The organism is Haloarcula salina, assembly GCF_049603855.1.
GTDB classification, from domain to species: Archaea; Halobacteriota; Halobacteria; order Halobacteriales; family Haloarculaceae; genus Haloarcula; species Haloarcula salina_A.
In genome coordinates, this window is the sequence record NZ_CP187146.1 from 1,446,959 (window position 1) to 1,459,343 (window position 12,385).

Annotated in this window: 15 protein-coding genes and 1 tRNA gene; 3 read left to right on the plus strand and 13 right to left on the minus strand. The window is 65.9% G+C overall.

Annotated elements, in window-relative coordinates:
- Nucleotides 1–97: 97 nt before the first annotated feature.
- Nucleotides 98–181: transfer RNA gene (locus ACOZ4I_RS07515), tRNA-Leu, on the minus strand.
- Nucleotides 182–267: 86 nt separating this feature from the next.
- Between ACOZ4I_RS07515 and ACOZ4I_RS07520 the strand changes: the two genes are divergently transcribed.
- Nucleotides 268–576, plus strand: coding sequence for a transcription initiation factor IIB family protein (locus ACOZ4I_RS07520; RefSeq protein WP_424004561.1), 309 nt, complete (start codon nucleotides 268–270; stop codon nucleotides 574–576).
- On the opposite strand, the gene ACOZ4I_RS07525 is transcribed toward ACOZ4I_RS07520, so the two are convergent.
- The 5 genes from ACOZ4I_RS07525 to ACOZ4I_RS07545 all read right to left on the minus strand — a co-directional run bounded on the left by ACOZ4I_RS07525 (nucleotide 577) and on the right by ACOZ4I_RS07545 (nucleotide 4,449).
- Nucleotides 577–1,065, minus strand: coding sequence for a phosphopantetheine adenylyltransferase (locus ACOZ4I_RS07525; protein WP_424004562.1), 489 nt, complete (start codon nucleotides 1,063–1,065; stop codon nucleotides 577–579).
- A 67-nt stretch (nucleotides 1,066–1,132) separates the two neighbouring features.
- Nucleotides 1,133–1,699 (minus strand): helix-turn-helix domain-containing protein, encoded by a 567-nt coding sequence (locus tag ACOZ4I_RS07530; RefSeq protein ID WP_424004563.1) that lies wholly within the window; start codon nucleotides 1,697–1,699, stop codon nucleotides 1,133–1,135.
- A gap of 104 nt (nucleotides 1,700–1,803) precedes the next feature.
- Complete coding sequence (locus tag ACOZ4I_RS07535; RefSeq protein WP_424004564.1) at nucleotides 1,804–2,883, minus strand: glutamate--cysteine ligase; 1,080 nt, start codon at nucleotides 2,881–2,883, stop codon at nucleotides 1,804–1,806.
- 94 nt (nucleotides 2,884–2,977) lie between these two features.
- Complete coding sequence (locus ACOZ4I_RS07540) at nucleotides 2,978–3,610, minus strand: fibrillarin-like rRNA/tRNA 2'-O-methyltransferase (protein WP_424004565.1); 633 nt, start codon at nucleotides 3,608–3,610, stop codon at nucleotides 2,978–2,980.
- A complete protein-coding gene (locus ACOZ4I_RS07545; RefSeq protein ID WP_424004566.1) occupies nucleotides 3,607–4,449 on the minus strand; it encodes an NOP5/NOP56 family protein in 843 nt (280 codons plus the stop codon). Before ACOZ4I_RS07545 ends, ACOZ4I_RS07540 begins: the two co-directional genes overlap by 4 nt.
- Nucleotides 4,450–4,803: 354 nt before the next feature.
- On the opposite strand from ACOZ4I_RS07545, the gene ACOZ4I_RS07550 reads away from it, so the two are divergent.
- The gene (locus ACOZ4I_RS07550; protein ID WP_424004567.1) at nucleotides 4,804–5,652 is read left to right on the plus strand and encodes a hypothetical protein; all 849 of its coding nucleotides are present in this window, start codon (nucleotides 4,804–4,806) and stop codon (nucleotides 5,650–5,652) included.
- Nucleotides 5,653–5,966: 314 nt separating this feature from the next.
- Here the strand turns inward: ACOZ4I_RS07550 and ACOZ4I_RS07555 are convergent, their stop codons facing one another.
- The 3 genes from ACOZ4I_RS07555 to tfe are packed head-to-tail and all read right to left on the minus strand — an operon-like array spanning nucleotide 5,967 to nucleotide 7,959.
- A complete protein-coding gene (locus ACOZ4I_RS07555) occupies nucleotides 5,967–6,749 on the minus strand; it encodes a DUF5803 family protein (RefSeq protein ID WP_424004568.1) in 783 nt (260 codons plus the stop codon).
- Between the two features lie 8 nt (nucleotides 6,750–6,757).
- Nucleotides 6,758–7,429 (minus strand): DUF2110 family protein, encoded by a 672-nt coding sequence (locus ACOZ4I_RS07560; RefSeq protein ID WP_424004569.1) that lies wholly within the window; start codon nucleotides 7,427–7,429, stop codon nucleotides 6,758–6,760.
- Nucleotides 7,429–7,959: a transcription factor E gene (tfe, locus tag ACOZ4I_RS07565; RefSeq protein ID WP_162413865.1), complete on the minus strand. Its 531-nt coding sequence runs from the start codon at nucleotides 7,957–7,959 to the stop codon at nucleotides 7,429–7,431. Before tfe ends, ACOZ4I_RS07560 begins: the two co-directional genes overlap by 1 nt.
- Before the next feature lie 202 nt (nucleotides 7,960–8,161).
- On the opposite strand from tfe, the gene ACOZ4I_RS07570 reads away from it, so the two are divergent.
- Nucleotides 8,162–9,001, plus strand: a complete 840-nt coding sequence (locus tag ACOZ4I_RS07570; protein ID WP_424004570.1) for an FkbM family methyltransferase — start codon at nucleotides 8,162–8,164, stop codon at nucleotides 8,999–9,001.
- A gap of 10 nt (nucleotides 9,002–9,011) precedes the next feature.
- Here the strand turns inward: ACOZ4I_RS07570 and ACOZ4I_RS07575 are convergent, their stop codons facing one another.
- The 4 genes from ACOZ4I_RS07575 to ACOZ4I_RS07590 all read right to left on the minus strand — a co-directional run bounded on the left by ACOZ4I_RS07575 (nucleotide 9,012) and on the right by ACOZ4I_RS07590 (nucleotide 12,242).
- Complete coding sequence (locus ACOZ4I_RS07575) at nucleotides 9,012–9,611, minus strand: dihydrofolate reductase (RefSeq protein ID WP_424004571.1); 600 nt, start codon at nucleotides 9,609–9,611, stop codon at nucleotides 9,012–9,014.
- Nucleotides 9,608–10,960: a sulfatase gene (locus ACOZ4I_RS07580; protein ID WP_424004572.1), complete on the minus strand. Its 1,353-nt coding sequence runs from the start codon at nucleotides 10,958–10,960 to the stop codon at nucleotides 9,608–9,610. The genes ACOZ4I_RS07575 and ACOZ4I_RS07580 overlap by 4 nt, the downstream gene beginning before the upstream one ends.
- A 74-nt stretch (nucleotides 10,961–11,034) precedes the next feature.
- Nucleotides 11,035–11,577: a tRNA (cytidine(56)-2'-O)-methyltransferase gene (locus ACOZ4I_RS07585; protein ID WP_424004573.1), complete on the minus strand. Its 543-nt coding sequence runs from the start codon at nucleotides 11,575–11,577 to the stop codon at nucleotides 11,035–11,037.
- Nucleotides 11,577–12,242 carry a DsbA family protein gene (locus ACOZ4I_RS07590; protein ID WP_424004574.1) on the minus strand — a complete coding sequence of 222 codons (666 nt, stop codon included), beginning with the start codon at nucleotides 12,240–12,242 and terminating at the stop codon, nucleotides 11,577–11,579. Before ACOZ4I_RS07590 ends, ACOZ4I_RS07585 begins: the two co-directional genes overlap by 1 nt.
- Between the last annotated feature and the right edge of the window lie 143 nt (nucleotides 12,243–12,385).

The window sequence follows — 12,385 nt, forward strand, 5'->3', positions numbered from 1 at the left end:
GTCGACCTCACTCCGTTCGGCCGCTGCGACTGGCAGGGCTCAAATCCGGTCCTGCTCCCTCTTTCGTTTTCTCACTCCGCTCGAAAAACTCAGTCAGTGCGCGGGACCGGATTTGAACCGGCGGACCCCTACGGGATAGCGTCCTAAGCGCTACGCCTTTTCCTGGCTCGGCAACCCGCGCGCACCAGTGCGTATCCGCGACGGTATCAAGAACCCTTCGCTTGCAGGCGACGAAGGTTTAGGTACAGTCGGGGCCAACGCGGTGGTATGTATCGCGCCAGCGACCGGGTCGAGCACGCGGAGTGGCTGTCCGACATCGAGACCGCCGCAGACCGACTGGATCTGGGGACGCAGGCGCGGTCCCACGCGGTCGACCTGTTTCTCTCGGAGATTCCCGATGCGGACCGCTCGAAGCAGGCGACCCTGGCGGCCAGCGTCTACGTCGGCGCGCTCGTCGCCGGCGAAGAACGGTCCCAGACGGCTGTGGCGGAGGCGACGGGCGTCTCTCGGCTTTCGATACAGCAGCGCTGGAAGGATTTGCTCGAAACCGCCGGCCTGGAAGCGCCGGACTGGTAGCTACGAGATGTTCTCGCGGCCGGCCCGCTCCGGCGTGAGGTTCCCGTGTTCGTCGATCTCGCCCTTGACGATCCGGGTCGAGGAGATGATGTCGCCGTCGTCGGCGTAGACGTGCGGGACGACTTCGATCTCCAGCGGGTCGTGGCCACGCTCCTCGCGGATCTCGTTGATGCGCCGGCCGCCGGTCTCCGTCTCGGGGGAGACGACGAGTGCGTCGAACTGCGACTCCGTCGCGATTCCCGTCGGTTCGGTGAGTTCGCGGACCTCCCACTCGCGGTCGTAGTCGACGGCGAGCGCCGCCAGTTCGTCGCCGAGGTTCGCTTTTCGCTCGCTGTAGGGGCGGACGTGACGCTGGTCGTGGCGTGTCTTCGGCGCGAGTTCGTCGCTGGTGAGTCCCACCGTTACGTCCCCGAGTTCGAAGGCGCGTTCGAACAGCGCCCGGTGCCCGTCGTGAATCGGGTCGAACGTTCCCCCCAGCGCGACATTCATATCCCGGGAAACGGCGCGGGCAGGTTTAGTAATATCGACTCGGAGAACACTTGGCTGTCGGGTCGGGTTACGCGTCGATGTCGTCCAGGCCGTCGTTCTCGTCGTCTTCGTCGTCGTCCGCGTCCGACCCCACGTCGATGCCGTCGTCTTCCTCGTCGGCGTCTTCGACCGAGATCGTCACCGGTTCGTCCTCGGTGTCGAGCGTCGCCGTGTCGCCGCCGAGGTGGTCGTCGAGGTTGAACACGGTGTTCAGTTCGGCCTGGATGTCGCCGACGATGGTGTTGACCAGGTCGCTCGGCGAGATGGCGCTGTACTCGTAGGGGTTGTTCCCCGCGCCGTCGCTCTCGCGCTTCTGGCGCGTCACGACCTCCTCTTCGGTGAGCGCCGCCAGGGCCTCGCGGACGGTGCTCGGGTAGAGGCCGGTCCCCTCGGCGATTTCCTCGCTCGTGCTCTCGGGGTGCTGGCGCAGGTGGACGTAAATTCGCGCGCGCGTCTCTGTGTCCAGCACCCAGGCGAGCAGGTCGACGATCCCCTCGTCGAACTGCTCGACCGCGCGGTCGGCCTCCTGTTCGATTCGGTCGCGGACGTCCCCGCTCTCCTCGGGTTCGTCGTGTGGATCGTCGTCTGAGGACATGCGTTGTCTCTGTAAGGACGAAAGTCGTTGCCCGATAAAAACCCTTGGCTCGGATCGGGGACGCTGAGCGGTCGTGGGTCCCGCAAGCAGGGCTCAGAGACGCCTTACGACAGCATGAGGGATTCCGCGAGCGCCATGACGCCCTCCTCCCTTCGGAGTCGCCGCTGGCGCTCCGCCCCGCTCTCACGGTCGACGAGTCGCCACAGACCGTCGACCCCGAGGCGGTCGCACTCCCGCTCGACCAGCGTTTCGACCGGAACCGTCTCCGAGAGGTCCTTCGAGAGCAGTTCGGCCGACTGGCCGTAGCGGATGGCCCGCCACTTGTTCTCGTCCAGGAACTCCCGTCGGTGGGCGCGGCCGGACTCGCCGTCCTCGTAGCGTTCGGCGAGGTCGACGACGAGTTCGTGGACGTACTCGACGAACGCCATGATACGGTCGGGGTCGGCCTGCCCGTCCGGGGCGCGGACCTCGACCGTGCCGTGGCCGGAGTGCGGGCGCACGTCGAACCACAGTTCGCCGCGGTCGTCGATGCTTCCCGTCTCGATCATCCGCCGTTCGTAGGCCTGGAACGCTTCGTAGTCGTCGAAGGCTGTCGGCATTCCGGTGTTGGGAAGCCCCTCGAATATCTTCCCGCGGGCGGACTGCAGGCCGGTGTCGAAGCCGTTCCAGTACGGCGAGTTCGCCGACAGTGCCAGCATGAGCGGGAGGTGCCAGCGGAGTTCGTTCGCCACCCAGACGGCCTTGTCTGCGTCGTCGACGCCGACGTGGACGTGCAGGCCGGCCGTCGTGTTCCGGTGTTGTGGGTACTGGATACGGTCCAGTTGCGACCGGTAGCGCGGCTTCTCGGCGTGTTCGAGTTCGCGCCACTTCGCCAGCGGGTGCAGGCCGGCGGCGGCGATACCGAAACCGTTCGCGTCGGCGTGGTCGACCAGCGCGTCCCGCACGGCGAGCAACTGCTCGCGGGCGTCGGCCGGGTCTTCGATGAGCGGCGTCTGCGTCTCGATGACGCACTTGAACAGTTCGTGGTCGAGTCGGTCGTCGAGAATCGCCGGCGGGTCCGTCTCGTAGACCAGTTCGTCCGTTCCCGATGTGGGGCGACCGAACTCGTCGACGACGTAGAACTCCTCCTCGATACCGAGCGTTCCCATCCGGCTGAATTCCTCGGCAGACCCCGTCGCGTCCATTGTCGTGCACATCGGAATCGACTCGCTAAAGCCTTCCGTCACCGACTCCCGTCCCGCACTGCGGTTCGGGCCCCCGGCCCCGTCGACGCGCTCGTCAGTCCCGCCGCGGCCGGGCGACCACGCCGAGGTGGTCCTCGTGGTAGGGCTCCAGCCGCGTCGTTTCGAGGAGTTCGTAGTCCTCGGACAGCTCCTCGCGGACGCTGTCGAACACGTCGTCCGGATCGGCCGTCACGTCCTCGCTCCGGGCCTTGACTGCCGCCAGGAGTCGCCCGTCGTCGGCGAGGAAGCGCTCGTTCAGCGCCGCCACTCGGGCCTGGCCGCGGGTGGCCACGTCCTGGACGACCACGTCGACCGGCTCGACGACGTGGGCGTAGCGCTCCGGCTTGCGGGCGTCTTTGAGCAGCGGAAAGAGGTTCCCGCGGCTCTCGGCGGCGTCGAGCAGTTCCCGCACCGGCCGCGGCGCGAACTCGACGGCGTACGTCGGGCCGCTGAAGTCGGCGACGTGGCTCACCGTCGTCCCGGCCGCCGCGCCGAGATAGAGGACGGTCTCGCCGCCGTCGAGACCGGTGTCCAGCCCGTGTTCCAGCATCGCGCCGAGTTTCGAGCGGTGCGGGTCCCAGCGCCGCCACTCGCCGTCCGTCCGTTCGCCGTACACCGGCTCGCCCCGCGTCGCGAGGCTCGTCTCGCCGTCGAAGTCGTAGCGCTCGACGCCCTCAGGGAGCGTCATTCGTCGCCCTCCCGTGCCCGGATTCGCTCGATTCGTTCGTCGAGTTCGCGTTCCAGTTCCGGCCGCCGGTCCCCGCTGTAGTGGTCGACGCGAGCGGCGATGGACAGTTTGCCCGCCAGCGCCCGCGCGGCCGAGCCGCGGTCCTCGCGGCGCGTCCCGCGGACGTACTCGTGGGTGAAGATGACGCCGTGTTTCGGCGACGGCGCGGACCCCTTGAGATGGGCGAACAGCGCGTCCTCCGCACCCAGTACCTGCACGGTCCCGCTGGGCTTCTTCGCCAGCTGTTCGAGCCCGCCAGCCAGCGAGATCAGTCGCGCCGCGAGCACCGGCCCAGCGAGCATCGAGAGGTTCGGCGCGACGGCGGGAGCGGTCCGCTCGATAACTGCACGGAGCGATTCCGCTTCGTCGGCGAGGGCGGCCGTCCGCTCGGCCAGCGAGCGCAGCGCGCGGTCGCCCTCGTCCTCGGCGTCGCCCTCGGCCAGCGAGCGGGCGTACTCGACGCCGCTCCCGCTGTCACCGTGTCGGCTCCCGCCCCACTCGGCGACCCGCTCGGCGAGTTCGTTCGCCGTCCGCTCGCAGTCGGCCATCGCCCGGACCGCGTGGACGAGCTGCTGGTCGTCGGCCCGTTCGCGCTCGGTGACCGCGGCCCTGGTGGCGGCCATCGTCACCTCGTGCAGTCGGTCGTAGTACGTCGATTCGTCGGCGGCGAACCCGGCCTCGACGGCCTCTCGGGGCCAGTCCGCCGGCGCGTCGGCTCGACCGGCCTGGATCCGTTCGACCGCGGCCGCGTCGTCGTCCGGGTCCAGTCTGGCGAACCACCCGGTGGATTCCTCGGTCATACGTGGTCAGTGTGGACAGCGGGGTATAGGTGTCATTGTTTCTCGGTAGACGTAGCGACGAGACGCAGTTTGACGAGATTTCATGTCACCACAGAGAGTGCGCAACTGCGCGCCGAGCCATTCACACGAGAAGTGGTTGTTGGTTCGGCCGGATTCTATTGATGGAGCCACCGTATTCCGATCACTCGGGATTCTGTACTAGCTCACCGATTGGGGGTGGAAAATCCTCAGTTCCGGTACCCGGAGGATATCATCGATGATAAGGACACCCGATATTCAAATAGGTACAAAATCAGAGTATAGTCTATAGTGTATGGGTTCGCCTAATATAATTAGTAAAATAGAGGAATAAACATGGTAGAAAAAACGCGTCGAACATATCTCGGAAGTATCCTCTCAGCGGCAAGCATTGCGGTCGCAGGGTGTAATTCTGGGCAGGGCTCAGAACCGTCGGATGGTACCACCACGAGTACCAATCAACCAAAACAGAGCTCGCCCTTCAGCGGTTTCGAATTTGAAGGATTCGATCTCAAAGTCGAACTCAAGACAACCAATGGGTTCGATAAGGTCGCAGTTTTCGGTCCCAGCGGCGAGGAATTCGTCTCCTCAGATGTAACCACCGGAGCGGAGCAAGTCTCCTTAGACTTTGAGGGCTACACTGCTGGCGAACATCGGATTGTCGCTCTCGATACCGGTGAGAGCGAGATCGTCGCTGAAACCACTCAAGATTTCACACCGAATCTTGAGCTCGAACGCTTTGTTACACCCTCACCTGACGAAATTGAAACTGCTGAAACACACTACTCACAGTTTACTATCGACGTCATCAATAGGGGGACCGCACCCGTCAAAATCACTTGGACAGCGATGGATGGAAAGACTGTTAGTGACAGTTTCGATTCAGGCTACGTTAAAAAGAATGAACATGGGACTGGTATTTCCTTCAAAGGGAAACAATATCCCATTCTTGTTCCCATCGATGATACTGTTACCCTCTCGTCGGACAACTCAGTTTTGTCTAGCGGGTATGGATTCAGTAATCTCCCGCCAGAAGAAATGGCCGCTAACATCCAGCTCTTCATTGGAACACGTTTCGGAGAAAGTGTATACGAACGCCAAGTGGTTTTCAAGAATACCACTGGACAGACAGTAGTGGAGCAGTCTGATGCAGAAGTCCTGATTAAACGAGAAGGAGACTCATAAGATGGGGCTTCGAGAGGCTCTGGTACAGGGGGGCTGGATTTCCTTGATTCTATCTTTAGCACAGTCGGTGAAACACTCGGGAACATACTGAAAGAGATCGCCGATATCACAGTCTGGGTCCCCCATCCAGAGTGGTCAAGTGCAGCTGATATTCTTTCACCGCCTGAATCAGGAACCATCTGGGCCAGCATCTGGGAAATTCACTGGGAGGCGGTGGTTCCCGTTTCAAACGGGCCAATTTGGGAGCAGTCGCAATCACCGTTGTCCGAGTACCCTCAGAGAGCAAGACATGATTCGGGTCTCGGCCGCCCTCGTCACCGCATTCCCGGCGGCGGGCCCCGGTCGCGCGGGTCGTCGTCCTCGTCTTCCTCTTCGAGATCGATGCCGGCCTCCTTGCGCCGGCGGATGGTCGCCTGGAGCTGTCGGTAGTAGTACAGCGTTCCGACGAGGCCGACGATCACCGCGATGCCGGTCAGCCCGCCGAACAGCAGCAGGTCGCGGTCGAGGTAGTACCGGACGACGATCTGGCCGGACGTGACCTCCTCCCAGTGGATCACCTGCTGACCGTCGACGGTGCTCGACTCGTAGCCGCCGGGGCTGATGCGCGAGAGGAACGGGATCCCCGCGCCGGTGTTGGGCGGCAGGACGACGGTGTAGGACCCGCCCTCGACCAGCGTCGGCGTCGCGAAGCGCTTCCCGTTGCGCGGGACCGTGTACCCGACTTTGCCGGAGACGTTACGCCCGAAGTCCACGGTCGTCCGCTGGCGGGTCTCCGTGACGTTGATCGAGGAGTTCGCCGCGGAGACGACGGAGCCGTTCTCGTATCTGAATCGCATGGCGCTGATGGGCACGCTGCGCTCGCGGCCGAGGCCGTCCACCGTGTACACCTGGAACGACGAGTCGTTCTGCACGCGGTAGACGGCCGTGTACTCGGACTCCTCGATGACGATGGTCCCGTCTGCGGAGGTGTTCCAGTCGTAGCTCGCGTTCTGGTTCAGCCGCTCGGGATCGACCTCCTGCGAGCCGAAGAAGCCACTACAGCCGGAGAGGGCGACCAGCGCGAGGACGGCGACCAGCAGGAGATGGCGGCGTCTCATGGGTCGGCTTACGGGACGATTGCCAGCAGCTCCGAGGGCATGTACGTCCCGATGTCGGCGAGCAGGCCAGGCGGGTCAGTGTCTGGGTTGCAGATGATGCTCTGCTCCAGCAGGCCCAGCCGTTCGACGGTGACGATGTCCTGTGCGTGACCGGCGCGGTTGACCGTCGCGCGCGCCTCCGAGCGGGTGACGCTGTTGGCGTTGATGCGGCCGTTGCCGCGTGTCCACTCGTAGAGGCGGTCGCGCTCCTCGTCGGCCAGTCGCGGCGGGTCGCCGGCGACGAACCGGAGCGGGAGGTGCTGGACGAGGCCGAATCGGGTGCGGATCTGACTCGGGGTCCCCTGCCCGAGGCCGATCTGGTCGGCCGGAATTCGCACCGTCTGCCCAAAGCCAACGTCGAGGACGAATCCGTCGTCGTCCCACGAATCGAGCGTTCCGACGTAGGTCTCGCCGTCTTCGTGGTCCGTGACCATCTCGCCGAACTCCTCGCGCAGGAGGTTCCGCGCGACGGTCTCGTCGGGGCCCTGGACGGTCACCGTCGGGAAGTCGTCGTGGCGCAGCCCCACGTCGTAGTCGACGTCGAGGTCGCCGAGTTCGTTCCCGACCATCGAGCGCAGGCCGTCGAGCGTACGGTCTCTGGCGTCGCCGGAGACGTACACCTTGGATCCGAGGACGACCATCAGGCCTCCGCGTCGATGTCGACGTTCAGTTCGTCTCGGAGCTCCTCGATGCGGTCCTCCATGGCGGTGACGAGACGGGTGTTCTCCATCGCCTCGACTTGGTTGCCGCACTCGGGGCACTCGAAGCCGAACTCCATCGCCTCGCCGAACTCGAAGCGGATGCCGCAGTGCTCACAGAGGTAGAACTCGTTTTCGCGCTCGTACTCGCGGCGCTCTTCGAGGCCGTCGAGGAGGCGGTACATCTCCTCTTCGAGCTGTTCGGGAATCTTCTCGTACTCGAAGGTCCAGAGGTAGGTGAGCCAGCCCGAGTCCTCGTCGCGGAGCCGCCGATAGGTCGCCAGATCGTTCTCGTAGAGAATAAACAGCGCTCGACGCACGTCGTTCAGTTCGAGTCCGAGCTCCTCGGCCAGTTCCTCGTCGGTCACTTCGCCGTCCGGCGGCGCGGCGGCGACCGGCATCCCTTTCGGTCCGACCAGCTCGTGGAGGTACTTCTGTATGACGGGATCCTCCAGGAGTTCCTCAAAAGCCATTACCCGCACATCCGGGAGTCACGTGGTTAAAACCATCGGGTCGCGTCGTCCCGAGGAGCGGCCGTGACCGCGGCACATCGGGGCAGTCGCGGGTGAGTAACCGGACGGTACTCGGCGTGGTTTCGCTATCATGCACGGTAACGGTGTGCTACTCCCCTTATCGGCACCATAGGTAACATCGGAAGCGCGAAACATCGCGGTGATGCGTGAGCGGATCACCTCCAGTCCGCTATGGGACGCCGCGTCGTGGCTCGGGATCGACGAGGCCCTCTCGGGGTGGTACTGGGCGGGGAAACTCTGTAACGAGCAGTACTGGCGACGAAAGACGGTCGGCGGTGTGTCCGCAGCGTTCACGACGACGACGCGGGCGGAGTACGTCCGCGTCGAGACGCTGACGGGTGAGGAGGCGGTTCTGAGAGCCTTCCTCGATAGCATCGAACCGGACGACGTCGTCTACGACGTGGGCGCGAACATCGGGCTGTTCGCCTGTTTCGCCGCTCGCGCGCTGCGGGCCGGTGCGGTCGTCGGGTTCGAGCCGGAGCCGGAGAACTGCGCCCGCGCCGAAGAGAACCTCGCGCGAAACGCCGGCGACACGACGTTCGAGATGCTCCGGATCGGGCTCTCGGACACCGACGGAGAGGCGAAGCTCCGGACACACGGCGGGCTCGGGGACGGGACGCACCGCCTGTCGGGTCGAGAGTCGGGACGGCGGATCACCGTCCCGACGCGCCGCACGGAGACGCTCATCGACGCGGGAGAGATCCCGGTCCCGGACGTGGTGAAGATCGACGTCGAGGGCGCGGAATTCCGTGTTCTAGAGGGGTTCGGAGAGTACCTCTCGGACGTCCACACGGTCGTCTGTGAGGTGCACACCGACAAGGTTCGCGAGTTCGGCGACTCACCGGCGATGATCGAGCGACTGCTCGAAAAGGCCGGGTTCGAGACGGCGGTGCTCATGGAGCGGGGACTGGACTACCACGTCATCGCGACCCCGGAGGCCGTCGACGCCGCCACGGTGGAGTCACGAGCTGACAAACCGTAGTTCGGACGGCTCAGAGGTCCTCGAACGCCCGCGGAGAGTCCTGGACGTACTCGATCACGTCGAAGCCGTCGTAGGACTTCCGGTCGACCTCGGTCCAGTCGTCGCCGAGGTCGGGAAAGTAGCGGTCGCCCTCGTTTCGCTCGCGGATGCGGCTGAGAAACACCTTCTCGGCGAACGGAAGAAACAGGTCGTAGACGGCCTCGCCGCCGATAACGTAGGCGACGGGGGTCCGGGACTCGTCGCCTCGCGCGGTCGGGGCGTCACTGTCGCGCTCAGCCGCGGCGTCCTCGGCAGTCCCGAATCCGCCCGACTCGGCGGCTCTGGCGGCGGCCTCGACGGCCGCCCGCGGCGTGGTGACGTACGCCACATTTTCGGCATCGGCAGACAGGCTCTCGTCGCTCGTCAGCACGACGGTGTAGCAGTCGTCGAGCGACTCCATCGAGTCGAACGTGCGCCGGCCGAGGATGACCGGGTGTCCGGCGATCCGGGCCTTGTACTGACGCACGTCTTCGGGGTAGTGCCACGGAACGCCGCCGTCGCGGCCGATGACGTTGTTCTCGTCGGCGGCGACGACGAGATGGAGTGCGAGGGCGGGGGGCGTGTCGCTCATCTGTACCCCAGCGCTTCGAGGCGCTCGTCCAAGTCAGCTGTGAACTGCGTGTTCGACGCGTCCTCGAACTCGGCGTAGTCGGCCAGCGGCGTGGCGATGTCGACCGGGGCGAACCGGTCGCCGTCGAAGATGGCGCGGACCTCGTCCGCGTCAATTTCGCTGTCCTCGGCGGTCCCGCCGCTGCCGCGGATTACCGACTCGTGGGCGTCTTCGCCCCAGGCAGCCGCCTTTCGCACTTCGTCGCCGGGCCGGTCGCGATAGACGATCCGGGCGTGTTTCGCGAAGGGCGCGGCGTCGCCGCAGATCCGCTCGGCCTCCTCCCGCATCGCGTTCCCGATGGGTGACTGCGACGCGACCGCGGTCCCCTCGGCGGGGACGAATGCGGGACCGTCCGCGCGGCCTTCGCCCAGCGCGAGCGCGCGAACGGCGTCGGGGAACCGCGTGAGCGTCGCCAGGTCGGTCACGCGGTGGCCGTCGCGCTGGCCGGGTGCGCGGACGACGAGGGGGACGTGGTACAGGGCGTCGTGGGTGCCGATGCGGTGGCTGACGGCCGGCGACTCGCTCGGAATCGCCGTCGGTTCGCCGAAGCCCTCGCCGTGGTCGCCGGCGAAGACGACCAGCGTGTCGTCGAGGACGCCGCGCTCGTCCAGACCGCGGACGAGCGACTCGAAGATCGCGTCGGCCTGTGCCACGGCACCGTCGTAGATCTGTTCGAGGATGCGGGCGAAGCCAAGCGAGAGGTTCCCGGAGAGGAACTCCCAGTGCCACTTGTAGCCCATCGACTCCTGCAGGGAACGGGAGCGGTCGTCGCTCCAGCGGTCGTACTCGTCGAGCGGTTCGTACGGCCGGTGCGTGTCCATGAGATTGACGCAGGCGGCCCACGGGCCGTCGCGGTCGTCGACCCACTCCAGCGTCCGGTCGGCGTACCAGAAGCCGTTGGGCCAGTCGCCGAGCGAGCCGTTCGTCTCGTAGGCGGGGTCGAACTGCTCGGGCGACCCGCGCGCCGTCTGGAACACCGCGTCGAGGCCGCTCTCGTGGTCAGTCAGGAAGGGGTTGTCCGAGAACAGCCCCGTGGCGTAGCCCCTCGCGGCGAGGTCCTCGAAAATCGTGTGGCCGGGGTCGAGTCGCTGTGTGTGGTCGACGCCGTGTTCGTGGACCGCGTGACCCGTGAACGCGCTGACGTGGCTGGGGACCGTCCAGTTGCTCGGAGCGCGGGCCTGCGTGTACACCGTCGCCTCGTCGGCGAAGGAATCGAGAAACGGCGTCGTCTGCCGCCGATAGCCCAGGGCGGAGGTGTTCCGGGCGCGGAGACTGTCGGCGACGACGAACAGGACGTTGTGACGCGACATCTGCGCGAGTCTTGGCGGGCCGGCCTAAAAGCCCCGCGGCACGACTGTGTGGGTCGGCCCCACGGTCGACCGCCTCACTCGTCGTCGGGGTCGACGACGCGCTTGCCCGTCTCCTGTGGGACGACCACTCTGTCGGGGTCCTCCCACTCGCGGTCGAGTTCCCGGCCCTCGAACAGGCGGTCGAGGAAGACGGCGAGCGACGCCACCTCGGAGTGGGGCTGGTTCGTCACGCCGACGTTCCAGTCGGCGTGTTCGTACACCTCGAAGGGGACCTTCTCCGCACCGACGACGACCAGCAGCGGGCCCTCGGCGTGGGCCTCGCGCACGTCGTCCTCGACGTCCTGCACCTGCTCGCCGTACATCGTCAGGTGGACGACCCGGCCCTCGAAGTCGCGGATGAGCTTCCGGGGCTCCTCGGTCGAGGACACGTCGAACGGGCCGCCGAACCGGTCGGTGATGTCGACGACGGTGTCGGCCTGGTTCCGGGCGGCGTTCGCGAGGACGACCGCATCGGCGCCGAGCGCACGCGCCGTCAGGCCGACGTGGGTCGTCATCCGCTCGTCGCGGCCGGGCCGGTGGCCGAGGCGGAGCACCGTCACGTCGGGTTCGTCGCGCATCAGTTCCCCCGCGCCGACTCGATGGCCGACTGCAGCGGTTCGAAGGCGATCTCCTGCCACTCGACGGGGTCGTCGTTCACGAAGACTGCCGGCGTCCCTCCGACACCCCTGTCGATGCCGTTCTGTCGGTCTTTTGCGACCGTCGGCCGGTACAGTTCGCCGGTGGCGGCCGCTCGGACCGTCTCGCCGTCGACGGAGAGCCCGTCGGTGAGGGCGGCGTAGGCGTCCGGTCCCAGACTGCTCTGGTTGGCGAACAGGCGCTCGGAGTAGGTGAAGAAGGCCTCGTCGCCCGCCTCGTCCTGGACGGCGCGCGCGGCGCTGGCCGCCTGCCAGGACACGGTCTCGTCGACCGGGATCGGGAAGTCGTGGAACTCGTAGCGGATCGTCCCCTCGCTGATGTAGGTCTCGCGGACCTTCGGGTACACCTGCTCTGCGTAGGTCTGACAGTGTGGACAGGCGTAGTCCTCGTAGACGGCGACCGTCACGTCGGCCTCGGGGTCGCCGGCGACTGGCGTCGAGAGGGGCTGTCCCGGAGCGGGCGTCGGCGTGGGCGTCCCGGAGTTGGTGGGGGTGTTGGACCCCGAACCGCCGCCGAGACAGCCCGCCGTCGCGCCGAGGGCGGCCAGCGACGCCGTCAGGAAACCGCGGCGAGTGCGTCGGTTCATGTCCGTTCCTCGAAGCGGGAGCTATAAAACGACGTTGTCATCCGAACCCGCTAGCGGCGTTCATCAGAGACACTTGCTATCAATACGCACGACACGATGGGGTTAGCCGCGACCACAACGCTTTTTCTCGCGTGGGGAGCAAC